The 22437-nt window shown below is 61.9% G+C and carries 21 protein-coding genes; 13 read left to right on the top strand and 8 right to left on the bottom strand.

Annotated elements, in window-relative coordinates; translation table 11 throughout:
* Window positions 1-35: 35 nt before the first annotated feature.
* On the top strand, window positions 36-515 hold the full coding sequence (locus tag AB7M32_RS06010; protein ID WP_072409178.1) for a glycine zipper domain-containing protein: 480 nt from the start codon (window positions 36-38) through the stop codon (window positions 513-515).
* 78 nt (window positions 516-593) lie between these two features.
* Here the strand turns inward: AB7M32_RS06010 and AB7M32_RS06005 are convergent, their stop codons facing one another.
* From AB7M32_RS06005 to AB7M32_RS05995, 3 genes are all read right to left on the bottom strand, one after another.
* Window positions 594-1013: an acyl-CoA thioesterase gene (locus AB7M32_RS06005; protein WP_092330061.1), complete on the bottom strand. Its 420-nt coding sequence runs from the start codon at window positions 1011-1013 to the stop codon at window positions 594-596.
* 46 nt (window positions 1014-1059) lie between these two features.
* Window positions 1060-2286, bottom strand: coding sequence for a 3-hydroxyacyl-CoA dehydrogenase NAD-binding domain-containing protein (locus AB7M32_RS06000; protein ID WP_454249367.1), 1227 nt, complete (start codon window positions 2284-2286; stop codon window positions 1060-1062).
* A gap of 107 nt (window positions 2287-2393) precedes the next feature.
* A complete protein-coding gene (locus AB7M32_RS05995; protein WP_454249366.1) occupies window positions 2394-4322 on the bottom strand; it encodes a RecQ family ATP-dependent DNA helicase in 1929 nt (642 codons plus the stop codon).
* Between the two features lie 257 nt (window positions 4323-4579).
* Between AB7M32_RS05995 and AB7M32_RS05990 the strand changes: the two genes are divergently transcribed.
* Genes AB7M32_RS05990 through AB7M32_RS05980 form a run of 3 tightly spaced genes read left to right on the top strand, consistent with a single transcriptional unit; the run spans window position 4580 to window position 6342 of the window.
* Window positions 4580-5644 carry a S8 family peptidase gene (locus tag AB7M32_RS05990; protein WP_454249365.1) on the top strand — a complete coding sequence of 355 codons (1065 nt, stop codon included), beginning with the start codon at window positions 4580-4582 and terminating at the stop codon, window positions 5642-5644.
* A gap of 51 nt (window positions 5645-5695) precedes the next feature.
* Window positions 5696-5941 (top strand): hypothetical protein, encoded by a 246-nt coding sequence (locus AB7M32_RS05985; RefSeq protein WP_454249364.1) that lies wholly within the window; start codon window positions 5696-5698, stop codon window positions 5939-5941.
* Window positions 5942-5988: 47 nt separating this feature from the next.
* The gene (locus AB7M32_RS05980; protein ID WP_454249363.1) at window positions 5989-6342 is read left to right on the top strand and encodes a DUF1493 family protein; all 354 of its coding nucleotides are present in this window, start codon (window positions 5989-5991) and stop codon (window positions 6340-6342) included.
* A 77-nt stretch (window positions 6343-6419) separates the two neighbouring features.
* Here the strand turns inward: AB7M32_RS05980 and AB7M32_RS05975 are convergent, their stop codons facing one another.
* The 3 genes from AB7M32_RS05975 to AB7M32_RS05965 form a co-directional block, all read right to left on the bottom strand.
* The gene (locus AB7M32_RS05975; RefSeq protein ID WP_092253286.1) at window positions 6420-7964 is read right to left on the bottom strand and encodes a phosphoenolpyruvate carboxykinase; all 1545 of its coding nucleotides are present in this window, start codon (window positions 7962-7964) and stop codon (window positions 6420-6422) included.
* Window positions 7965-8142: 178 nt separating this feature from the next.
* The gene (gene hslO / locus AB7M32_RS05970; protein WP_454249362.1) at window positions 8143-9045 is read right to left on the bottom strand and encodes an Hsp33 family molecular chaperone HslO; all 903 of its coding nucleotides are present in this window, start codon (window positions 9043-9045) and stop codon (window positions 8143-8145) included.
* Window positions 9046-9281: 236 nt separating this feature from the next.
* The gene (locus AB7M32_RS05965; protein ID WP_060739670.1) at window positions 9282-9686 is read right to left on the bottom strand and encodes an RNA-binding S4 domain-containing protein; all 405 of its coding nucleotides are present in this window, start codon (window positions 9684-9686) and stop codon (window positions 9282-9284) included.
* Between the two features lie 235 nt (window positions 9687-9921).
* Here AB7M32_RS05965 and rimB point away from each other — a divergent pair, with 235 nt between their 5' ends.
* A complete protein-coding gene (gene rimB / locus AB7M32_RS05960; protein WP_060739671.1) occupies window positions 9922-10404 on the top strand; it encodes a retropepsin-like aspartic endopeptidase RimB in 483 nt (160 codons plus the stop codon).
* Window positions 10401-11306: a 30S ribosomal protein S6--L-glutamate ligase gene (gene rimK / locus AB7M32_RS05955; RefSeq protein ID WP_003196697.1), complete on the top strand. Its 906-nt coding sequence runs from the start codon at window positions 10401-10403 to the stop codon at window positions 11304-11306. Before rimB ends, rimK begins: the two co-directional genes overlap by 4 nt.
* 124 nt (window positions 11307-11430) lie before the next feature.
* Here rimK and AB7M32_RS05950 read toward each other — a convergent pair whose 3' ends face one another.
* Entirely contained in the window at window positions 11431-12744 is a 1314-nt protein-coding gene (locus AB7M32_RS05950; protein WP_060739672.1) for an ATP-binding protein, read from the bottom strand.
* A 114-nt stretch (window positions 12745-12858) separates the two neighbouring features.
* Window positions 12859-13599: an osmolarity response regulator transcription factor OmpR gene (gene ompR, locus AB7M32_RS05945; RefSeq protein ID WP_003196691.1), complete on the bottom strand. Its 741-nt coding sequence runs from the start codon at window positions 13597-13599 to the stop codon at window positions 12859-12861.
* Window positions 13600-13954: 355 nt separating this feature from the next.
* Here ompR and AB7M32_RS05940 point away from each other — a divergent pair, with 355 nt between their 5' ends.
* From AB7M32_RS05940 to tauD, 7 genes are all read left to right on the top strand, one after another.
* The gene (locus tag AB7M32_RS05940; RefSeq protein ID WP_072409192.1) at window positions 13955-16279 is read left to right on the top strand and encodes a Tex family protein; all 2325 of its coding nucleotides are present in this window, start codon (window positions 13955-13957) and stop codon (window positions 16277-16279) included.
* Window positions 16279-16662: a PaaI family thioesterase gene (locus AB7M32_RS05935; protein WP_060739674.1), complete on the top strand. Its 384-nt coding sequence runs from the start codon at window positions 16279-16281 to the stop codon at window positions 16660-16662. The genes AB7M32_RS05940 and AB7M32_RS05935 overlap by 1 nt, the downstream gene beginning before the upstream one ends.
* A gap of 269 nt (window positions 16663-16931) precedes the next feature.
* Entirely contained in the window at window positions 16932-18515 is a 1584-nt protein-coding gene (gshA, locus tag AB7M32_RS05930) for a glutamate--cysteine ligase (RefSeq protein ID WP_454249361.1), read from the top strand.
* Between the two features lie 300 nt (window positions 18516-18815).
* On the top strand, window positions 18816-19793 hold the full coding sequence (gene tauA / locus AB7M32_RS05925; RefSeq protein ID WP_454249360.1) for a taurine ABC transporter substrate-binding protein: 978 nt from the start codon (window positions 18816-18818) through the stop codon (window positions 19791-19793).
* 25 nt (window positions 19794-19818) lie between these two features.
* Window positions 19819-20613 carry a taurine ABC transporter ATP-binding subunit gene (gene tauB / locus AB7M32_RS05920; RefSeq protein ID WP_454249359.1) on the top strand — a complete coding sequence of 265 codons (795 nt, stop codon included), beginning with the start codon at window positions 19819-19821 and terminating at the stop codon, window positions 20611-20613.
* Window positions 20610-21449 carry a taurine ABC transporter permease TauC gene (gene tauC, locus AB7M32_RS05915; RefSeq protein WP_454249358.1) on the top strand — a complete coding sequence of 280 codons (840 nt, stop codon included), beginning with the start codon at window positions 20610-20612 and terminating at the stop codon, window positions 21447-21449. Before tauB ends, tauC begins: the two co-directional genes overlap by 4 nt.
* A gap of 49 nt (window positions 21450-21498) precedes the next feature.
* A complete protein-coding gene (gene tauD / locus AB7M32_RS05910; protein ID WP_454249357.1) occupies window positions 21499-22341 on the top strand; it encodes a taurine dioxygenase in 843 nt (280 codons plus the stop codon).
* Window positions 22342-22437 lie beyond the last annotated feature (96 nt).

The raw sequence follows: 22437 nt of genomic DNA, 5'->3' as shown, positions 1-22437 counted from the left end.
TCAGGATCGCGCCGTCATCCCTTTGAGGCTCCTCTATGAAGTTCTCCTCCATTCTCTTGTTGTCCCTTAGCCTGGCCAGTGGCATCGCTTGCGCCGGTGGTACTGCCGAAGCAGGTGTGGGCGGCGCATTGGGCGGGGTTTTGGGTTCGGTCGTCGGCCAGTCCCTGGGCGGCAACACCGGCTCCACTATCGGCGCGGCGCTGGGCGGTGCGGGCGGTAGTGCGGTCGGCGCAGACAAACACAGTCGCGGCGAAGCGGCGATCGGCGGCGCACTGGGCGCGGCCGGCGGTAACGTGGTCGGCCGTAGCGTCGGTGGCAGCACCGGAAGCCTGATCGGTGCGGCGGCGGGCGGTGGCGCGGGTGGCGCCCTGGGTAACTACATGGGCAAGGACGATGACGATGACCGTCGTTATGACGATCGCCGTGGTGATCGCCGCTACTACCGTGACGGCCACCCAGGTCGCGGCCATGCCTACGGGCACCGCAAAAAACATCATCGCCACTACCGCGACTAACGGTTGATCGATACTAGCCGTTGAAGATCGCAGCCTCCGACAGCGCCCAGCGCTGGCAGGAGGCTGCGATTTTTTGCTTCAAACCACCAACCGCTCCAACGCCCCACGTAACCGATCCGGAATCGCCACTGGCCGATTCGATGCCCGATCCACGAATACGTGAACAAAACGCCCCGCCGCACAAGCCTCCTCCTCGCCCGCCTTGAACACCGCCAGCTCATACTGCACTGAACTGCTGCCCAACTTGCCAACCCGCAGGCCGATTTCAATCCGGTCTGGAAAGGCGATCGAGGCGAAGTAGTCGCAGGCCGAACTCACCACGAACCCCACCACGTCTCCATCATGGATATCCAGGCCGCCGACTTCGATCAGGTAGGTATTCACAGCGGTATCGAAAAAGCTGTAGTAGGTGACGTTGTTGACGTGACCGTACACATCGTTGTCGTGCCAGCGCGTGGTGATGGGCTGCAAATGTGGGTATTCGTTGCGTTGGGGCATCAGGTGTCCTTTATGGTTGTTCAATGGTCTGGACGTGGCACTGGGCTCAGGCCTGCGCGAATCCCTTGCCCTGCGCCGCCAGCTCGCCGATCAGACGCGCGGGCTTCCACTGGTCGCCCTGCTTCGTTTCGAGCTCCAGCAGGCGTGCGTGGATGGCTTCCAGCCCCTGCCCGTCAGCCCAGGCCATCGGCCCGCCCTTGTCCGCAGGGAAGCCGTAGCCGTTGAGGTAGACCAGGTCGATAGCGTGGGCCGACTCGGCAATGCCTTCCTGCAGGATCTTCGCCCCCTCGTTGACCAGCGCCAGCAAGCAGCGCTCGAGGATCTCCTCCGGGTCGATCTCGCGACGCTGGAAACCCAGCGCCTCACTGACCCGCAACACCAGCGCATCGACCTCGACATCATGCTCGGCCTGCCGACTGCCCGGCTCGTAGTGATAATACCCATTGCCGCTTTTCTGGCCGAACCGCCCCAGCTCGCACAGACGATTGTCCACCTGCACCTCGGGCGCATCCTGGCCCTTGCCCGCCAGCTCACGGGCGCGCCACTCCAGGTCGATGCCAACGACGTCGTACATGCGAAACGGCCCCATGGCGAAACCGAAGCCTTGCAACGCCGCATCCACCTGATGGGGGAACGCCCCCTCCAGCAACATCTTGCGCGCTTCCAGCACATAGGGATGGAGCATCCGGTTGCCGATGAAGCCATGGCAGTTGCCCGATATCACGCTGACCTTGCCCATGCGCTGGCCCAGCACCAGGGCCGCATCCAGCACCGCTTTGGAGGTTTGTGCGCCGCGAACGATCTCCAGCAGCTTCATGATGTGCGCCGGACTGAAGAAATGCAGGCCCAGGACCTGGGCTGGCCTGCGGGTGACGGCGGCGATGGCATCGATGTCCAGCGCCGACGTGTTGCTCGCCAGGATGGCCTCGGGCTTGAGCAGGCCGTCCAGCTCGCGAAAGATGGTCTGTTTGAGCTCCAGGTTTTCGTAGACCGCTTCGATCACCAGGTCCACCTCACGGATCGCCGCGTAACCATCCGCCCGTGTCACCCGGGCGATCCGCGCATCTGCCTCACCCTGGTCGATACGGCCCTGGCGCACACCATGGGCATAGGTCTCGGCCACGGCAACCAGTGCCTGCTCGAGCATCTGCGGATTGTTGTCGACCCACTGCACCGCTACGCCGGCGTTGGCCAGGCACATCACGATGCCCCGCCCCATGGTGCCGGCACCGACTACCGCGGCGCGCTGAATATCGAAAGGTGTCTGGCTCATGTTGGCTCTCTTGTTGGCGATCCGAAGACAGCCTTCACCTTAGTCAGCCGCCGAATGTTTTTGAAATTTATTCGTGTGATGAGGGGCATTCAGCGGATGGATGCAGCTCACAGATGCGCTTGAGTCCACTGGTGAACTTCCGCGTATGGATACGCTTCCAGTTCGGCATACCCCGGGATCTTCCGCGCCTTCAATCGGGTGAACAGCGGCACGCTGATCCCGCACAGGAAGCGGGTGAGGCGCTCGGCAGACGGCACGCTGCCGCTGTGCTGCTCATGCTTGTGGATAAAATCGCCACACAGCGCCTCGAAGCTTTTATCCACAAGCGCCGGCAGCGCAGGCGGCTCCGGCAGGCGAGCGATCTGCCCGTGGCACACCGAACAATGGCCACACCGGTGGGGCGCACTGTCGTCACCGAAATACTGCGCCAAGCGATGACCCAGGCAACGGTCGGTGGCGAACAATTCGAGCATGGCGTGGATCCGCGCGATTTCACCGTGTTCGTGCCGGGTGAAATAGGCATGCAACTCGGCACTCAAGGCCTGCACATCCAGATCCGCTTCCAGCACGCTGTACACCTCGGTCATCTGCTTGCTTTCCAGCTCGATCCAGCCCTTCTCCTGGAAATAATCCAACGCCTTGACCACCCGATTACGCTCAGCCTGGTACTGCCGGTGCATCCCGTCGAAATCCACCGTGGCCCAGCTCCGGGCGCGACGAGAGGTCTGGATGATGGCCGCGACGAAGTCCCTGCGCTCACCTTCGAAGCGCTCCAGCAGCTCGTGCGGGTCGGTCAGGAACTTGAAGCGATACTCCGCGAAATAGGCATAGCGCGGCGCGATCAGCCGGCGCAGCTCCAACTGGACCAACAACGTCTTGAGTGGCAGTTGCCGGATGTTGCTCTGGTCCGCCAGCGGGCCCAGCAAGAACTCCCATTGCCCATCGAGGACGGCGGCCTTCAGTTCGTCGAGCACGCAACGAATACCTGCGAGCTCCGGCGTATCGCCATACACAAAGTTCTCCAGCACGTTGAGGCTGTCGCGGTTGGCCAACACCAGGCAATCCGATGGCTGTCCGTCCCGTCCGGCACGACCGATTTCCTGGCTGTAGTTTTCGATGGATTTGGGCAGGTCGAAATGCACGACGTTGCGAATGTCGCTCTTGTCGATGCCCATGCCGAAAGCGATGGTGGCGACGATGCAATTGGATTGCCCTCCCATGAATCGCCGCTGGATGGCTTCCCGTTGCTCATGGGGCAAACCGGCGTGATAGGCCTCGGCCTCGATACCGTTCCGGCCCAGGTGTTCGGCGATCTGCTCGGCGGTTCGCTGCAAGGTGACGTAGACGATGCTCGGCTGCCCGGCACGCTCGCCCAACCACTGCACCAGCCGTGCGCGCTTGGCGACACCCGGCACGGGCTCGACCAACAGGTTGAGGTTCGGGCGGTAGAAACCGGTCGTCACCACATCGGCGGCGGCAATGGCGAATTTCGCCTGCATGTCGGCAATGACCTTGGGGGTAGCGGTGGCCGTCAGCAGCAATACCTGGGGAATATTGAACTGGTGCTGGTAATCGGGAAGCTTGAGGTAGTCAGGTCGGAAGTTATGCCCCCACTCCGAAATACAGTGGGCCTCGTCCACCACCAGCAACGAAATCGGCACCTGCTGCAGGAAATTGCGAAAGCGCTCGTTCTTCAGGCGCTCCACGGAAATCATCAGGATCTTCAACTCGCCCGAACGGGCCCTTGCCATGGCGTCGTTGGCGTCGTCACGGCTCTGGGCCGAATCGATACTGGCCGCCGCGATGCCGTGGCGCTTGAGGAACACCAACTGGTCCTGCATCAACGCCAGCAGTGGCGAAACCACCAGGGTCAGGTGCGGCAGGAGCAGGGCCGGCAATTGATAACACAGGGACTTGCCCGAGCCGGTGGGGAAGATGGCCGCCGCCGACCGACCGGCCAGTACGGCGCCGATGGCCGCCTCCTGACCGGGACGAAACTGTGGATAACCGAAAACCTGTTCCAGGGTGCTGTGCATGCGCGGTCGCTCCTTTGACTGCTGCGATGCCCAAAGCCTAGCGCGGCAACGCGGCGAGTCGAGAAAAGGTCGGGGGTAAAAACGATACTGGATGATACAGCGTCGAGCGCCTTTGCCTTGCCACGAGCAGATACAAATCCGGGCAATTTGATGCCTCGTCCCGACTTCGCCACCACGGTAAGGTGCGCCGACAACTCATGCTGTACGTCAAGGCCAGGAAGGCTGACGCTCGATTTCAATTCTTCAAGGAACGAACCATGCCACACCCATTTTCCGCTCTACGCGCGCTGACGATCACGTCGGCCTCATTGCTCGCCGGTTGCTTGACCATCCCCGATCCACCCGGCGTGGATCCTATCCAGTTCGAAACCCCGGAGTATCACGCTCAACAAGGCTTGGCCGTCGTCAAGGCATCAGCGCTCTACGCTCGTGGCGGGACTGGCCAGGATGTTGTCGTGGCGTTGATCGACTCGGGGCTCAACGCCAGCCTCGAGGAGTTCGAGGGCAGACTGGATGATCCTGGGTTCGACCATGTCGAAGACCGCCCCGGCACCGTTGACCGCATCGGTCATGGCACGCAGATGGCCGGTATTCTCGCCGCCAACAAGGACGACCGGGGCATGCACGGCATCGCGTTCAATGCGCGGTTGATCCCCTTTCGCTTTGGCGACGACAACGAGCCGTTTTTCTTCGACAGCGAAATCGCCCGGTCCTGGCAAAGTGGTTTTGACAAGGGTGCCCGGCTGTTCAACAACTCGTGGGCCAACGCCATTCCCGCCACCGAGATCAATGAAGCGCGCTACAACCAGGTGATGCCCGACTCCCTGGCCGTCGCTCGAAAACTGGTCGCGGACGGCGCCGTGTTGGTCTTCCCAACCGGTAACGAACTCAAGCGCGAGCCCCTGGCCGAGCCAGGACTGCCAGTCGCATTGCCAGAACTGGAAAAAGGCTGGATCGCAGTGGTGGCATTGAAGAACGACGGCAGCGCCATCAATGGCAAATCCAACTATTGCGGCGTCGCAGCCGCCTGGTGCATCGCCGTTCCCGGCGGCGACGCCGGTGCACAGGCCGGCCTGCTCACCGTTGGCAAGGACGGCCGCTACGTGCAGACCGCTGGCACATCTCCCGCCGCCGCGTTGGTCAGTGGCGCACTGGCGGCGCTACAAAGCCTTCACCCGCAACTCAGCCCGCAGCAGATACGCGAACATCTACTGGCGACAGCCAACCGCACAGGTATCTACGCCAACAGCGAAGCCTATGGCAGAGGATTGATGGACCTTGAGGCCGCCGCACTACGCATGCCTGAACAGATGGCTGACTGAACCCAAACCCTTATCGCTCGCGAGCCTGGCAGCAATCGACTCGCGATCCCCATGAACACTTTGCGCCTGGCCCACCAACGGCAGGACGCCCGCGGTTCGCAGCTTGAAAAAGGAAATAACCATGTCGCACAAACTGAACCTACCTACCGTCCTGATGCTGTCCCTACTACTGGGCGGATGCATGAAATTCCCCGACGACCCGCCAATCCTCGCGACGGTCAAAACCGCAATCGCGACGCCTGCGATTTCTTGATTGCAGCGTTCTTCTTTTTCCAACGGACAACGATTTCCCCCTAAACTTTCCACCGGTACAGACGCACCTCTTTTATTCTGGACATTTCATCATGCACCTCGCTCCAGACTTCCCCGACGATCACACCATGCGCCAGCTCATGGAACTGCTCCATGAAGAAATCGGCCTGCCTGAACGCAAGACGATTCGCCTGGGCACTGCGATCAATCTCGACCTGGGTTGCGATGGCGCGGACGCCCGGCACCTGATGGAGGCATTAGAGGAGCGGTTCGCCATCGAACTCATCGACTACGACGCCTACCGCTATTTTCAGCCTGAAGGGTTCGATGTGTTTCAAAAGCGCAGGGCCAAGGGCCGCGGGAACAAGCTGCCACTGACCATCGGCATGTTTTACAAGGCGATCAAGGCGCAGCGATGGGACACGCTGGAAGTGGAAGAGGCCTAGCCGATCGGCGCGCCTCAAATAGCCGCCCATGAAAAAACCGCCCATGAAGGGCGGTTTTTTTATTCACCAACCAAGCTTTACAGCTGCGGCCCAGCAGCCTTGATCGCGTCGCTCACGTCGAACTTCTTGAAGTTCTCGATGAACAGACCGGCCAATGCCTTGGCCGCTTCGTCGTAGGCAGCTTTGTCGGCCCAGGTGTTGCGTGGGTTCAACAGGCCAGTCTCGACGCCTGGCACAGCCAGCGGCACGTCCAGGTTGATGATGTCCAGGTGTTCGGTTTCAGCACCGATCAGCGCGCCGCTCTGGATCGCCGCGATCACCGCACGGGTGGTCGGGATGTTGAAGCGCTTGCCGACGCCGTAGCCGCCACCGGTCCAGCCGGTGTTGACCAGGTAGACCTTGGAGCCGAAACCACGGATGCGCTTGATCAGCAGCTCAGCGTACTCACCGGCTGGACGCGGGAAGAACGGGGCGCCGAAGCAGGTGGAGAAGGTCGATTTGATGCCACTGCCCGAACCCATTTCGGTCGAGCCCACCAGCGCGGTGTAGCCGGACAGGAAGTGGTAGGCGGCTTGTTCTTCGCTGAGGATCGACACTGGCGGCAGTACGCCGGTCAGGTCGCAGGTCAGGAAGATCACGGCGTTGGGCTCGCCACCGAGGTTTTTCGGTGCGCGTTTTTCGATCAGCTCACGCGGGTACGCAGCGCGACTGTTCTGGGTCAGGCTGTCGTCGGCATAGTCGGCTTTCTTAGTGACCGGGTCCAGGACGACGTTTTCCAGTACGGCGCCGTGCTGGATGGCTTTCCAGATCACCGGCTCGTTCTTCTCGGACAGGTCGATGCACTTGGCGTAGCAGCCGCCTTCGATGTTGAAGACCACGCCCACGCCCCAGCCGTGTTCGTCGTCACCGATCAGGTAACGGCTTTCATCGGCGGACAGGGTGGTCTTGCCGGTGCCCGACAGGCCGAAGAACAGGGTCACATCGCCCTCTTCGCCCATGTTCGCGGCGCAGTGCATCGGCAGCACGTCAACGGCTGGCAACAGGAAGTTCTGCACGGAGAACAGGGCTTTCTTCATTTCACCGGCATAGCGCATGCCGGCGATCAGCACTTTCTTGGCCGCGAAATTGATGATCACGGTGCCGTCGGAGTTGGTGCCGTCACGCTCAGGCTCGCAGACGAAATTCGGCGCGTTGAGGATCTGCCATTCGTCCTTGCCGCCGGCGTTGTATTGCTCGGGGTTGATGAACAGGCAACGGCCGAACAGGTTGTGCCACGCCGTCTCGGTGGTCATCTTGACTGGCAGGTAGTGCGCAGGATCGGAACCTACATGCACGTGGGAGACAAAACGCTCGCGCTCGCCCAGGTAGGCTTCGACGCGGTTCCACAGGGCATCGAACTTGTCGGCCGGGAACTTGCGGTTGATCGGGCCCCAGGCGATGGCGTCCTGGGTGGTTGGCTCTTCCACAATGAAACGGTCGACTGGTGAGCGACCGGTACGATGACCGGTACGGACAACCAGCGCGCCAGTATCGGCAAGCTCGCCTTCACCGCGATTCAGGGCTTCTTTGACCAGATCATCGACACTCAGATCGGTGTACACGGCGTTATTGGCTTGCGTCATGAGATTCCCCGTCGGCCCGTGGCCGAGTGCTCCAAACGTTTTGTAGTAGGAAGTCGCGCACTACTACCCGAAAAAAGTGGGCCGGATTATGCCAGAAAAGCCCAAAAAAAGTAGGGCCCTCCCGTCAGTACGGCGTAAATCCGGCGTTTGCCAGGAGATTTACCTGCGCTGAACCGTTTTAGTGTCGGGTATCTGACGGTGTGTCGACACCCGCACCGGCGAACAATTGAGCGATGTCCGCCGCGTCGAACAGGTAGCGCTCGTTGCAAAACTGGCAGTCGATCTCGATGGCACCGCCATGTTCGATCACCAGTTGCTGCGCATCTTCCAGACCCAGACTGACCAGCGCATTGCCGGAACGTTCACGAGAGCAACTGCATTGGAAGCGCAACGGCTGGCCGTCGAACAAGCGTACCTGCTCCTCGTGATAGAGGCGATGCAGCACGGTTTCGTTGTCCAGGCTCAGCAGTTCATCGGCGCTCAGGGTGCTGGCCAGAGCGGTGATGTGCTGCCAGCTGGCGTCGCGTTCCTCCGGGTCGCGAAGGCGATCGGCAGGCAGTTGTTGCAGCAGCAAACCACGCGCGCGCCGCCCGTCGGCGTAGAGCCAGAACCGGGTATTGGTCTGCTGGGACATGACGAAGTAGTTGGTGAAGCACTCGGCCAGGGTCGCACCGTCGAGATCGACGATGCCCTGGTAGCGCTTGCCATGGGTGGGGTCCACCGTCAGGGCCAGCACGCCGTTGGGCATCATGTCGGCCAGGGTCGCGTCGGGCGCGATCTGCTCGGCGTGATATCGGGCCAGGCCGCGGATCTCGCGCTCGCTGGAACACTCGATCATCAGCAGCGGGACCGGACCTTCGGAACGCGCCTGGAGAATCAGCAAGCCATCGAACTTCAAGGTGCCCACCAGCAACGCCGCAGCCGCCATGAGCTCGCCGAGCAGTTGTGCGACCGGCTCCGGATAGGGGTGCTTGGCGAGGACTTCGGCGTAGCTACGCTCCAACGCCACCAACTCGCCACGGGCGTCGCTGTCATCGAAGATGAAACGTTGGGTGTAGTCGGTATCCGGTAAATCAGTCATAGGATCTGGTATCTGAGGTGATGACAAATGATGGCGGGCATTTTATGGGCATTCAGGGTGGGTTCCAAGCAAGGCTTGGGTTTGCCTGACGGGAAGAGACCGATGACTCAATCCGAATTGTCATTGTGGCGAGGGAGCTTGCTCCCGCTCGGTTGCGCAGCGACCGTCAGATTTTGGGGCCGCTACGCAGCCCAGCGGGAGCAAGCTCCCTCGCCACAGGCCTTGCGCCAGCCTTTTTATTCGTTATTGCTGCCATGAAACTTGAACAGGTCCCGGCGCTGCTTCTTGCTCGGCTTGCCATCGGTGCTGACACCCAGGGCGCCGGCCTTGCGTTGCGCGGCGGCGGCTTCGCGCTTGGCGATGCTGGCTTCGGTCTCACGATACAGCGCCTGCGCTTCAGGTGCGCCGCGACGCACGATCGACAGGGCCTCGACCACCACGGTCTTTTCATCGAACCCGGTGCGGATCACAAACTCATCGCCGATGCGGGGCTCCTTGCCCGGCTTGCAGCGCTCTCCCCGGTGATGGACCTTGCCGCTTTCGATGGCGGTCTTGGCCAGGGCCCGCGTCTTGTAGAAGCGTGCCGCCCACAACCATTTATCGAGACGGACCTTGTCGTCTTCTTCCTTTTTTTGTGCCACTGCAATTCCTCTTTCTGCCATTAGCCGGAACTGTACTACCGTTTTTGTCGAGCGCACGAATCAGGCCCGACGGATAGAATGCCCGCCAAACCGACGCCACACACATCGCTTCGGCCGGAATCGGTTACAAGCACACACAAGTGCGTAGATAACTGTCGCCATTTTGTGATTATTCTGCGTGAATACCGCGATTCGCGGAGTCCACGATCCGATGCACTGATCGCAGGTTTTTTTATTGAAGACTTTTGACCATTTGACCGTTGTCGGTCTGCGCGAGTGGGTGGCGCTCCCGGATCTGGGAGTCGTGGGCCTGCGGGCAAAAATCGACACCGGGGCCAGCACCTCCAGCCTGCATGCCACTGACATCGAGCCGTTCGAGCGCGATGGCGAAAAGTGGGTGCGCTTCACGGCGCACCTTGGCACGGTGGTGCAGTTGCGCCATCGCCGCTGCGAAGCCCCGCTGGTGGCGCGCAAGACCATAAAGAGTTCCAACGGCCACGCTCAGGTCCGCTACGTGATCAGCACCACGTTGGCACTGGGTGACCGGGTCTGGCGGGTCGAGTTCACCCTCGCCTGCCGCAAATCCATGCGATATCGCCTGTTACTGGGTTCCAAAGCCTTGATCGACGGCCAACTGGTGGTCAATCCGGGCACCAAATATGTTCAAGAAAAGCCGGCATTCCCGGTGTCCACTACCTCTGCCACAGGTGTTGCATGAAGATCGCTGTGCTGTCGCGTAATCCGCGTCTGTATTCCACTCGTCGCCTGGTTGAAGCCGGGACCGAACGTGGCCATGAAATGGTGGTGATCGATACCCTGCGCGCCTACATGAACATCGCCAGCCACAAGCCGCAGATCCACTACCGTGGCAAGCCGCTGGAAGGGTTCGACGCGGTGATCCCGCGCATTGGCGCATCGGTGACGTTCTATGGCTGCGCCGTGTTGCGCCAGTTCGAAATGATGGGGGTGTTTCCCCTCAACGAGTCGGTGGCCATCGCCCGCTCCCGGGACAAGCTGCGCTCGCTGCAACTGCTGTCACGGCGCGGGATCGGCTTGCCGGTGACCGGTTTTGCCCACTCGCCCGACGACATTCCCGACCTGATCGCGATGGTCAACGGCGCACCGCTGGTGATCAAGGTGCTGGAAGGCACCCAGGGCATCGGCGTGGTCCTGTGTGAAACCGCGACGGCAGCGGAGTCGGTGATCGAGGCCTTCATGGGCCTGAAGCAGAACATCATGGTCCAGGAATACATCAAGGAAGCCGGTGGCGCCGACATTCGCTGCTTCGTGGTCGGCGACAAAGTGATTGCCTCGATGAAACGCCAGGCCAAGCCCGGTGAGTTCCGTTCCAACCTGCATCGCGGTGGTAGCGCCAGCCTGATCAAAATCACCCCGGAAGAGCGCATGACCGCCCTGCGTGCGGCAAAAGTCATGGGCCTGGCCGTGGCGGGCGTGGATATCCTGCGCTCCAATCACGGGCCACTGGTGATGGAGGTCAACTCCTCGCCGGGCCTGGAAGGCATCGAGACCACCACCAGCAAGAACGTGGCGGGGATCATCATCGAGCACCTGGAAAAGAATGGCGGGCCGAACATGACCCGGACCAAAGGAAAAGGCTAAACCAACATAAAACCCGGTGGGAGCGAGCTTGCTCGCGAAAGCGGTATCTCAGTGCCGAATCGGTTGACTGACACACCGTCATCGCGAGCAAGCTCGCTCCCACAGGTTCCTGCAATCAGATCGATTACACCGCATCCCGAGGCAGCATCAAGCCCAGCGGCAACCGCACTCGAGCCTCCAGCCCACCACCGGCGCGGTTGCGCAACTCGACGTTGCCACCGTGCATCGAAGCGATACGCTTGACGATGGCCAGGCCCAGTCCCGTGCCTTTCCCACCCCGGGCACGATCGCCCCGGGTGAAGGGGTTGAAAATGGCTTCCAGCTCCGAGGGATCGATGCCGGCGCCACGGTCCATGACGCTCAGCACCACGTAAGGCGCGCTGGTGTCGCCAGAGACATAGGCCGCCACTTCGACGCCGGCGCCGGCATGGTTCAGGGCATTGCCGATCAGGTTGTTCAACAAACGCTTCATCGACACCCGGCGCAACGGGAACGGCTGAATCGGCTCCAGGCGCAGGTGCACTTTCTCGTCGTTCTGGTTATAGGGCGCGACCACCTCCCGCACCAACTCGCTAAGGTCCACCTCTTCCACGGACTCATCACGCCCGTCGCGTATGAACGCCAGGAACTGGTCGAGAATCGCGTCCATGTCCTCGATGTCGCGGACCATCTCATCGGTCAGGTCGGTGTGCTCGCCCATCAACTCCAGCGACAACCGCAGCCGGGTCAAGGGCGTGCGCAGGTCGTGGGAGACGCCCGCCAGCATCAGCTCGCGTTCGCGCCCGGCCTGTTCCACATCCTCGGCCATCTGGTTGAAGGCGCGGTAGACCTCGGTCATCTCGCTGGGCGTATCGCTGATGGGCAGCCGCACGCTGCGCCCCTGGCCCAGTTGGCGGGCGGCGTAGACCAGGCGTTTCAACGGTTGGTTGAGCTGGCTGACGAAGATCCACGCCGATGCCGTCGACAGCAGGCCGATGGCCAGGAACCAGCCGAGCACGTTCCAGATTTTCTGGCCGCGCAACGGATGCGGGTACAACGGCACTTTCAGCCAGCCATCCCCCAGGCTTGGAGCCCGTACCCAAAGCGCCGGCGGCGAGTGCATGCGCAATCGCACCTCGGTATCGGCGCCCAGTTCGGCTTGCATCTGGCGTTGATAGATCTCGCTGTAGGGCCAATGCTGCTCGCCCTCCGGCACGCCGGCACCGACGACACGGATCAGCGTCGCCGCCTCGGCAATTTTCGCCCGGTTGGTTTCGTCCGCCGCCCAATAGGCCCGCAGGGTCAAGGCAACGCCGTGGCTGTACTGTCGATCCACGAGCACGTCTTCGTTCATCAGCAGGTACACCAACGTCAGTGCCTTGGAAAAGAGCACGACGATCAGCACCAGCCAGAGGGTGCGGGAGAAGAAACTCTGGGGGAACCAAACGGGGGTTTTCATGAATAACCGCTACACACTTGCAGGAGCGAGCGATGCTCGCACAATGACAGACCGCGAGTCGCCTGGAAGAAGACATTTCAACCGGTCAGGCCACCCGCTCCTACAAATCGCCGATCACTTGCTGGCGGCGCCATCCGGCACGAACACGTAACCCACGCCCCAGACGGTCTGGATATACCGCGGCTTGGAAGGATCAGGCTCGATCATCCGGCGCAGGCGGGAAATCTGCACGTCGATGGAGCGCTCCAGCGCATCCCATTCACGACCACGGGCCAGGTTCATCAGCTTGTCGCGGGTCAGCGGCTGGCGGGCGTTCATCACCAGGGCCTTGAGCACGGCGAACTCACCGGTGGTGAGCATGTGGACCTCATCGCCGCGCTTGAGCTCACGGGTGGCCAGGGACAGTTCGTAGTCGCCAAAGGTCACGCTTTCATCTTCGCTGCCCGGCGCACCAGGCACCGGCGCCGACTGGCGGCGCAGCACCGCCTTGACGCGAGCCATCAGTTCGTCGGGGTTGAACGGCTTGGCCAGGTAATCGTCGGCGCCCAGTTCAAGGCCCTTGATACGGCTCAACTCGTCGCCCTTGGCGGTGAGCATGATGATCGGAATCTGGTTGTTGGCGCCGCGCAGACGGCGGCAGGCGGTCAGGCCGTCTTCACCGGGCAGCATCAGGTCGAGTACGACCAGGTTGAACACTTCACGGGCCAGCAACCGATCCATTTGCTCGGTATTCGGTACGGTGCGGGCGCGGTAGCCCTTGCTGACGAAAAAGCGTTCCAGCAGGCTGCTCAGCCCTGGATCGTCGTCAACAATAAGAATTTTTTCGCCTTCAGCAGTTTGTGCAGTGCTGCTCATAGGAAGCTCCTTTGATCTCGGCGCGCATTATGGCCTAGCTGCCGTTATACGCACCGTGTGCATTGTTAGCAGATTTTTCCTCTATCTCCACAAATCCGGGTATCAAGCCTACAGACCATGTCCCCCCCTCGGGACGGATCGCTGGTTATAATGCGCGGCCTTTTGTGCCAGGGAATACCGGATCGTGATCCCGGCGTACCATTTTTTAGCCTTGGCAAGGCAACTTTTTGAATTTCGCGGGTCAACAGGCAGCCTTTTGACCCAGGCAGCGGCGCATGCCAGGCCGCTCAACCAGTCTCGCCGAGCCCGGTTTCTGTGGTGGCGAGCCTGATTTCACAATTTGTCAGGTGGTTTTATGGACAGCATCAACAGCCGCATCGCCGAGGAACTCGGTGTACGCCCACAACAGGTCGAAGCGGCAGTCGCGCTACTCGATGAAGGTTCCACGGTGCCTTTCATCGCCCGTTACCGGAAAGAAGTGACCGGCAGCCTCGATGACACCCAACTGCGGCATCTGGAAGAACGCCTGCGCTACCTGCGAGAACTCGACGAACGGCGCATCAGCATCCTGGCCAGTATCCAGGAGCAGGGCAAGCTGACCCCGCAACTCGAGCGCGACATCAAACTGGCCGACACCAAGACTCGTCTCGAAGACTTGTACCTGCCCTACAAGCAAAAGCGCCGCACCAAGGGCCAGATCGCCCTGGAAGCCGGCCTCGGCGAGCTGGCCGACGGCCTGTTCAACGACCCGACCCTGGCCCCGGAAACCGAAGCCGCGCGCTTCGTCGATGCCGAAAAAGGCGTGGCGGACGTGAAAGCGGCGCTGGAGGGTGCCAAGTACATCCTCATGGAGCGTTTCGCCGAAGACGCCAACCTGTTGGAAAAGCTGCGCAACTTCCTCAAACAGGAAGCCATCCTCAGCGCCCGAGTGATCGCCGGCAAGGAAGAGGAAGGCGCGAAGTTCCGCGACTACTTCGAACACGACGAACCGCTCAAAAGCATGCCGTCCCACCGCGCTCTGGCGATTTTCCGGGGTCGCAACGAAGGCATCCTCAGCTCCGCCCTGAAGGTCGGTGAAGAATTGCCGGGAACCATGCACCCGTGCGAAGGCATGATCGGCCAGCAGTTCGGCATCCAGAACCAGAACCGCGCCGCCGACAAATGGCTGGCCGAAGTGGTGCGCTGGACCTGGAAGGTCAAGCTCTACACCCACCTGGAAACCGACCTGCTGGGCGAGTTGCGCGACAACGCCGAGACCGAGGCGATCAACGTGTTCGCCCACAACCTGCACGACCTGCTGCTGGCCGCGCCGGCCGGCCCCCGCGCCACCCTGGGCCTGGACCCGGGCCTGCGCACCGGTTGCAAGGTCGCGGTGGTGGACTCCACCGGCAAACTGCTGGATCACGCCACGGTCTACCCGCACGTGCCGCACAACAAGTGGGACCAGACCCTCGCCGTGCTCGCCGCTCTGTGCGCCAAGCATTCGGTGGACCTGATCGCCATCGGCAACGGCACCGCCAGCCGCGAGACCGACAAACTGGCCGCCGAGCTGATCAAGAAATACCCAGCCATGAAAATGACCAAGGTCATGGTCTCCGAGGCCGGCGCGTCGGTTTACTCGGCATCGGAACTGGCTTCCAAGGAATTTCCCGACCTGGATGTGTCGATCCGTGGCGCGGTGTCCATCGCCCGTCGCCTGCAGGATCCACTGGCGGAGCTGGTGAAGATCGACCCCAAATCCATCGGTGTCGGCCAGTACCAGCACGACGTTTCCCAGTTGAAACTGGCGCGCGGCCTGGACGCCGTGGTGGAAGATTGCGTGAACGCCGTGGGTGTGGATGTAAACACCGCTTCGGTGGCGCTGCTGGCGCGGATCTCCGGCCTGAACGCCACGCTGGCACAGAACATCGTCACCCACCGTGACGAACATGGCGCGTTCAAGACCCGCGCCGCGTTGAAGAAAGTCCCACGCCTGGGTGAAAAAACCTTCGAACAGGCCGCCGGCTTCCTGCGGGTCATGAACGGTGACAACCCGCTGGATTCGTCAGCCGTCCACCCTGAAGCCTACCCGCTGGTGCAACGCATCGCCGCCCAGACCGACCGCGACATCCGCTCGCTGATCGGTGATGCCGCGTTCCTCAAGCGCCTGGACCCGAAGAAATTCACCGATGAAACCTTCGGCCTGCCCACCGTCACCGACATTCTCCAGGAGTTGGAAAAACCGGGCCGCGATCCGCGTCCCGAGTTCAAGACCGCCGAGTTCCAGGACGGTGTCGAGGACCTCAAGGACCTGCAACCGGGCATGATTCTCGAAGGCGTGGTGACCAACGTCACCAACTTTGGTGCCTTTGTCGACATCGGCGTGCACCAGGACGGCCTGGTACATATCTCGGCGTTGTCCGAGAAGTTCATCAAGGACCCGCGCGAAGCGGTGAAGGCGGGCGATGTGGTGAAAGTGAAGGTCATGGAAGTCGACATCCCGCGCAAACGCGTCGGCCTGTCGATGCGCATGAGCGACACGCCCGGCGAGAAAGTCGATGGTGCCCGTGGTGCTCGCCCTGGCTCGACGCCTCGTCAGTCGCAGAACACCGCACCGCGCAAGGAAACCGCCACCGCCGCCCCGGCGAACAACGCCATGGCCTCGCTGTTCGCCAACGCCAAGCAGTTGAAGAAGCGCTGATGGACGTGCCGGCCGGGTTGGTGGAAAGCGCCTTTTTCAAGCTGCTCGGCTGCCGCTTGCAGAGCCTGGGAGACGGGGTGGCGCAAGTCGCCCTGGGCCTTGAGCCGCCGTTGCGCAACCGCGGCGGCAAGCTGCACGGCGGCGCACTGTTCAGCCTGGTGGACATCGCCATGGGCCTGGCCTGCTCCAGTGTCCATGGCTTTGACCAGCAGAGCGCGACCATCGAATGCAAGATCAACTACATTCGCGCCGTGTCCGACGGCGAAGTCCTGTGCACCGCCCGGGTCATCCACCCGGGTCGGCGCACGCTGGTGGTCGAAGCCGAGGTGATGCAAGGCGACAAACTGGTCGCAAAAGCGCAAGGCACGTTCGCTGTCCTATAGCTCCCTGTCATCGATTTGGGTTAATTTCGACGCCATGAATGCAGTGTCGGGCTTTCCTGTGGGAGCGAGCTTGCTCGCGATAACGGAGGGTCAGTCAAGATCAACGTTGCTGATCCACCGCCATCGCGAGCAAGCTCGCTCCCACAGTGGGGTTGCGGTGGCTAGCTTTTGGCATGAAAACCAGGCGAAAACGCCAGTTTTAACTTCACCCTTGTAGACCGTCTTGCCCACCCCCATATTGGGGCGACTGACGCGTGAAGGAATTCAACTTGAGCGACCTTTTAAACCGCCGCCTGGCCCTGCTCGGCGAGCGCGCCAACCTCTCCCTGCTCGAACAGTGCCTGCACGGCATCGAGCGTGAATGCCTGCGTGTCACGGACGATGGGCGCCTGGCGCAGACTCCGCACCCCAAGGCCCTGGGTTCGGCGCTGACCAACGAACAGATCACTACCGACTATTCCGAGTCGCTGCTGGAGTTCATCACGCCGGCCCTGGCCAACCCGGCCGATACCTTGCGCAGCCTCGACAAGATCCACCGGTTTGCCTACAGCAAACTGGGCGACGAGTACTTGTGGAGCCCGTCGATGCCGTGCCCACTGCCGGCCGAAGAAGAGATTCCGATCGCCTATTACGGCACCTCGAATATCGGTCGACTCAAGTACGTCTATCGCAAGGGCCTGGCCCTGCGCTACGGCAAGACCATGCAGTGCATCGCAGGTATCCACTACAACTTCTCCTTGCCGGAAAAGCTCTGGCCGCTGTTGCGCCAGGACGAAGCCGCCGAGGTGAGCGACCGGGACTTCCAGTCGTCGGCCTACATCGCGCTGATCCGTAATTTCCGCCGCTACAGCTGGTTGCTGATGTACCTGTTCGGTGCCTCGCCGGCCCTGGACGTCGGTTTCCTGCGGGGCCGTCCGCACCAGTTGGAACAACTGGACCCGGACACCTTGTACCTGCCCTACGCCACCAGCCTGCGCATGAGCGACCTGGGTTACCAGAGCAACGCCCAGGCCGGCCTCACGCCATGCTACAACGACCTGGCGAGCTACACCGACAGCCTGCGCAAAGCGGTGGCGACGCCCTACGCGCCGTACGTCGAAGTCGGCACTCACCAGAACGGCGAGTGGGTGCAGCTCAATACCAACATCTTGCAGATCGAAAACGAGTACTACTCCAACATCCGTCCCAAGCGTGTGACCTACACCGGCGAGCGGCCGATCCAGGCCTTGATGGCCCGGGGGATCCAGTACGTCGAAGTGCGCTGCCTGGACATCAACCCGTTCCTGCCGATGGGTATCGACCTCACCGAAGCGCGGTTCCTCGATGCGTTCCTACTGTATTGCGGCCTCAATGACAGCCCGCAGCTGGAAAACAACGAATGCGGCAACGCCACGAGCAACTTCCTGACCGTGGTCAAGGAAGGTCGCAAGCCAGGCCTGCAATTGCAGCGCCAGGGTCAAGCGGTGGACATGCAGGCCTGGGCCGTGGAATTGCTGGAAAACATCGCTCCGCTGGCCGCGCTGCTCGACCAGAGCCACGGTGGCGATGCCCATCGCCAGGCACTGGACGCGCAGTTGTCGAAAGTTCGCGATCCGTCCCTGACGCCTTCAGCCCAGGTGCTGGCCGCCATGGCCGAACACCAGGAAAGCTTCGCCCAGTTCTCCCTGCGCCAAAGCAAGGCCCACGCCGAATTCTTCCGCGCCGAGCCGTTGCCTGCCCAGGAGCAAGCGACATTCGAAGAGACCGCACGCGAGTCGCTGGTCCAGCAAGCTGAGCTGGAACAGAACGAGGTGGGGGATTTCGATGTATTCGTGGGTTCGTATCAAGCGAGCATTTTGGCGATCAGTAACTGATCCCCTCATGCATCATTCCCATGTCTTACATGGGAATGATTTTGTGGCGAGGGGATTTATCCCCGTTGGCTGCAAAGCAGCCCTCGACGGTACACCTCAGTGTCTGGGTCAACTCTCATTCGACTGATTTGGGGTCGCTTCGCAACCCAGCGGGGATAAATCCCCTCGCCACAAAAGCTGATGCTCGAATAGATTTTTTCGCAAATAAGCTAATTCGAAAAAGTTATTTATTTTTGAATTCTTAGATCATTTAGTCTCCTCAAACGCCGAACATCCGGCGGCCTGTTGAGGAGATTTTCCATGTCTTTGCGTTCCCCCCTTCGCCTTCTCGCGGCCGCCTCCCTGGCAGCAACGAGTCTTTTTGCCCAGGCAGCCGACCTGACCGTCGCCTACCAGACCACCGTCGACCCGGCCAAGGTCGCCCAGGCCGACGGCACTTATGAAAAAGCCACCCAAGCCAAAATCGACTGGCGCAAGTTCGACAACGGTGCCGACGTCATCACCGCCATCGCCTCGGGCGATGTGCAGATCGGCTACCTCGGTTCCAGCCCGTTGACCGCCGCCATCACCCGCCAGGTCCCGGTGGAAACGTTCCTCATCGCCACCCAGATCGGCGCCGCCGAGGCCCTGGTGACCCGCAACGGCTCCGGCATCAATACCCCGCAGGACCTGATCGGCAAGAAGATCGCCGTGCCGTTCGTGTCCACCGGCCACTACAGCCTGCTCGCCGCGTTGAAGCACTGGAATATCGACCCATCGAAAGTCACCATCCTCAACCTGGCGCCACCGGCCATCATCGCCGCTTGGAAACGCGGCGACATCGACGCCACCTACGTCTGGGACCCGGCCCTGGGTGTGGCCAAGGAAAATGGCAAGGTGCTGATCACCTCCGCAGAGCTGGCCAAGTTCGGCGCCCCGACGTTCGACGCCTGGATCGTGCGCAAGGACTTCGCCCAGAAGCACCCTGAAATCGTCACCGCCTTCGCCAAAGTGACCCTGGACGCCTACGCCCAGTACCGCAAGGACCCACAAGCCTGGCTGGCCGATGCGTCCAACGTCGACAAACTGGTGAAGCTCTCCGGCGCCAAGGTCAGCGATATCCCGTTGTTGCTGCAAGGCAACGTCTTTCCCCTGGCGGCCGATCAGGTCGTGAGCCTCGGCGCACCGACCACCCAAGCCATCACCGATACCGCAGCGTTCCTCAAGGAGCAAGGCAAGGTCGAAGCCGTGCTGCCGGACTACGCGCCTTTTGTCAGCGCCAAATACATCACCCAGTGATCGCACACTAGAAGGAGTCACGGCGATGGCCTTGCTACAGCTGGAGCGCATCAGCGCACAGTACCCCGGTGCGACGGACCCCGTGCTGGCGGATATTTCACTGACCCTGGGGCCCCAGCAGTTGCTGGTCGCCCTCGGCCCGTCCGGCAGTGGCAAGACTTCGCTGTTGAACCTGATCGCCGGGTTCGTCGAGCCCAGCGCCGGGCAGATCACCCTCGACGGCACGCCGGTCAAGGGTCCGAGCGCCGAACGCGGCGTGGTGTTCCAGGACGATGCGCTGCTGCCGTGGCAGGACGTACTGGCAAACGTTGGGTTCGGCCTGGAACTGGCCGGCATCCCCAAGGAAAAACGCGAGGCTCGCGCCCGGGAAATGCTTGCCCTGGTGGATCTGGCCGGTTTCGAGCAACGCCGCGTCTGGCAACTTTCCGGCGGCCAGAAACAACGCGTCGGCCTGGCCCGGGCGTTGGCAGCCGACCCGCGTGTGCTGTTGATGGACGAACCGTTCGGTGCGCTGGACGCCTTCACCCGCGAGCAGATGCAGGAACTGTTGCTGCAGGTCTGGCAGCGCACCGCCAAGCCGGTGTTCCTGATCACCCATGACATTGAAGAAGCCGTGTTCCTCGCCACTGACTTGATTCTGCTGGCACCGAACCCGGGGCAGATCGTCGAGCGCCTGAGCCTGGATTTCGGCCAGCGCTACGGGGCGGGGGAATCGGCACGGTCGATCAAGTCCGACCCACGCTTCATCGAAACCCGCGAGCATGTGCTCGCCAAAGTGTTTTCCCAACGCAGCGCCACTCGACCCCAGGAGCGCGCATGAGCAGCTACGAAATTCCCGCCGGGGTCCGTGACGCGACGACCCGGCCCGCGGCCGGCGGTTTGAGGCCCCACCTGAGTACCCGTTGGATCAGCGGCTTGACCCTGGTCGCGTTGCTGGCAGTCTGGTGGGCCGTCACCGCCAGCGGCCTGATCGAACCGCTGTTCCTGCCCCCGCCCTCGGCCGTACTGAAAAAAGGCTGGCTGCTGGCGACCCACGGCTACATGGACTCCACCCTCTGGCAACACTTGGCCGCCAGTCTTGAACGCATCGGCCTGGGCTTGTTGTTCGCGGTGCTGACGGCGGTGCCGGTGGGTATCGCCATCGGCGCCAACCGCATCGCGCGCGGTGTGCTCGATCCGTTGATCGAGTTCTACCGGCCGATCCCACCGTTGGCGTACCTGCCATTGATCGTGATCTGGTGCGGCATCGGCGAGTTGTCGAAGGTACTGCTGATCTACCTGGCGATCTTCGCCCCGATTGCCATTGCCACCGCCACCGGCGTGCGCACCGTCGACCGGGCCAAGCTGCGCGCGGCGCAATCGTTGGGCGCCACGCGGGCACAGTTGATTCGCCATGTGATCGTGCCCAGTGCCCTGCCGGACATTCTCACCGGCATCCGCATCGGCCTGGGCGTGGGCTGGTCGACACTGGTGGCTGCCGAGCTGATCGCGGCCACCAGTGGCCTGGGGTTCATGGTGCAGTCAGCGGCGCAGTTCCTGGTCACCGACGTGGTGGTGTTGGGAATCCTGGTGATCGCGCTGATTGCCTTCGCCATGGAAATGGGCCTGCGCGCCCTGCAACGCAAACTGGTGCCGTGGCACGGCCAGACCCATTGATACCCAATGACCACGCCGACCATTCGGCGCCCAGAACGAGAACACTGCGATGAACCGCCCGACCATTACGCCTTTGAGCACCGCCCTCGGCGCGCAGATCGAAGGACTCGATATCCGCCAGCCGCTGAGCCAGGCCGACCGCGACACCCTCGAGCAGGCGCTGCTCGAACATCAGGTGCTGTTTTTCCGCGACCAGCCGATCGAACCCACACAGCAGGCGCGTTTCGCCGGGTATTTTGGCGACCTGCACATTCATCCGATCTACCCCAACGTGCCGGAGCAGCCCGAAGTATTGGTGCTCGATACCGCCGTCACCGATGTCCGCGACAACGCGGTATGGCACACCGACGTGACCTTTCTCCCGACTCCAGCCCTGGGCGCGGTGCTCAGCGCCAAGCTGCTGCCGGCGTTTGGCGGCGATACGTTGTGGGCCAGTGGCATCGCCGCCTACGAAGCCTTGTCGACACCGTTGAAACGCTTGCTGGAAGGCCTGACGGCGACTCACGACTTTACCCGGTCCTTTCCCTTGGAGCGCTTTGGCAACACCGCCGAAGACCTGGCGCGCTGGGAAGAGGCACGGCGGAAAAACCCGCCACTGTCTCATCCGGTGATCCGCACCCATCCGGTGAGCGGACGTCGTTCACTGTTCGTCAATGAAGGTTTCACCACGCGTATCAACGAACTGTCGGAGACCGAAAGCGAGGCGATCCTGAAGCTACTGTTCGCCCACGCCACCCGCCCGGAGTTCACCCTGCGCTGGCGCTGGCAGGTCAACGACGTGGCGTTCTGGGATAACCGTGTGACCCAGCATTTCGCCGTGGACGACTACCGCCCGGCCCGGCGGGTGATGCACCGGGCGACGGTGTTGGGGGATGTGCCGTTTTTTCGCTGAATAGAGATGGAATCGCCTTTGTGGCGAGGGGATTTATCCCCGCTGGGCTGCGTAGCGGCCCTAAAACCTGCACGCACGATCTGAAAGGCAGACCGT

The sequence above is a fragment of the Pseudomonas sp. R151218B TE3479 genome, from assembly GCF_053629195.1.
Note: the sequence above shows the minus strand (reverse complement) of the source record. Positions and strands in the feature narration are given on the sequence as shown.

Bases quoted from the DNA above. Each gene is read 5' to 3' on its own strand.
- AB7M32_RS06010 (WP_072409178.1), top strand. From the start codon at position 36: ATGAAGTTCTCCTCCATTCTCTTGTTGTCCCTTAGCCTGGCCAGTGGC.
- AB7M32_RS06005 (WP_092330061.1), bottom strand. From the start codon at position 1,013: ATGCCCCAACGCAACGAATACCCACATTTGCAGCCCATCACCACGCGC.
- AB7M32_RS06000 (WP_454249367.1), bottom strand. From the start codon at position 2,286: ATGAGCCAGACACCTTTCGATATTCAGCGCGCCGCGGTAGTCGGTGCC.
- AB7M32_RS05995 (WP_454249366.1), bottom strand. From the start codon at position 4,322: ATGCACAGCACCCTGGAACAGGTTTTCGGTTATCCACAGTTTCGTCCC.
- AB7M32_RS05990 (WP_454249365.1), top strand. From the start codon at position 4,580: ATGCCACACCCATTTTCCGCTCTACGCGCGCTGACGATCACGTCGGCC.
- AB7M32_RS05985 (WP_454249364.1), top strand. From the start codon at position 5,696: ATGAACACTTTGCGCCTGGCCCACCAACGGCAGGACGCCCGCGGTTCG.
- AB7M32_RS05980 (WP_454249363.1), top strand. From the start codon at position 5,989: ATGCACCTCGCTCCAGACTTCCCCGACGATCACACCATGCGCCAGCTC.
- AB7M32_RS05975 (WP_092253286.1), bottom strand. From the start codon at position 7,964: ATGACGCAAGCCAATAACGCCGTGTACACCGATCTGAGTGTCGATGAT.
- hslO (WP_454249362.1), bottom strand. From the start codon at position 9,045: ATGACTGATTTACCGGATACCGACTACACCCAACGTTTCATCTTCGAT.
- rimK (WP_003196697.1), top strand. From the start codon at position 10,401: ATGAAGATCGCTGTGCTGTCGCGTAATCCGCGTCTGTATTCCACTCGT.
- AB7M32_RS05950 (WP_060739672.1), bottom strand. From the start codon at position 12,744: ATGAAAACCCCCGTTTGGTTCCCCCAGAGTTTCTTCTCCCGCACCCTC.
- ompR (WP_003196691.1), bottom strand. From the start codon at position 13,599: ATGAGCAGCACTGCACAAACTGCTGAAGGCGAAAAAATTCTTATTGTT.
- AB7M32_RS05940 (WP_072409192.1), top strand. From the start codon at position 13,955: ATGGACAGCATCAACAGCCGCATCGCCGAGGAACTCGGTGTACGCCCA.
- AB7M32_RS05935 (WP_060739674.1), top strand. From the start codon at position 16,279: ATGGACGTGCCGGCCGGGTTGGTGGAAAGCGCCTTTTTCAAGCTGCTC.
- tauA (WP_454249360.1), top strand. From the start codon at position 18,816: ATGTCTTTGCGTTCCCCCCTTCGCCTTCTCGCGGCCGCCTCCCTGGCA.
- tauB (WP_454249359.1), top strand. From the start codon at position 19,819: ATGGCCTTGCTACAGCTGGAGCGCATCAGCGCACAGTACCCCGGTGCG.
- tauC (WP_454249358.1), top strand. From the start codon at position 20,610: ATGAGCAGCTACGAAATTCCCGCCGGGGTCCGTGACGCGACGACCCGG.
- tauD (WP_454249357.1), top strand. From the start codon at position 21,499: ATGAACCGCCCGACCATTACGCCTTTGAGCACCGCCCTCGGCGCGCAG.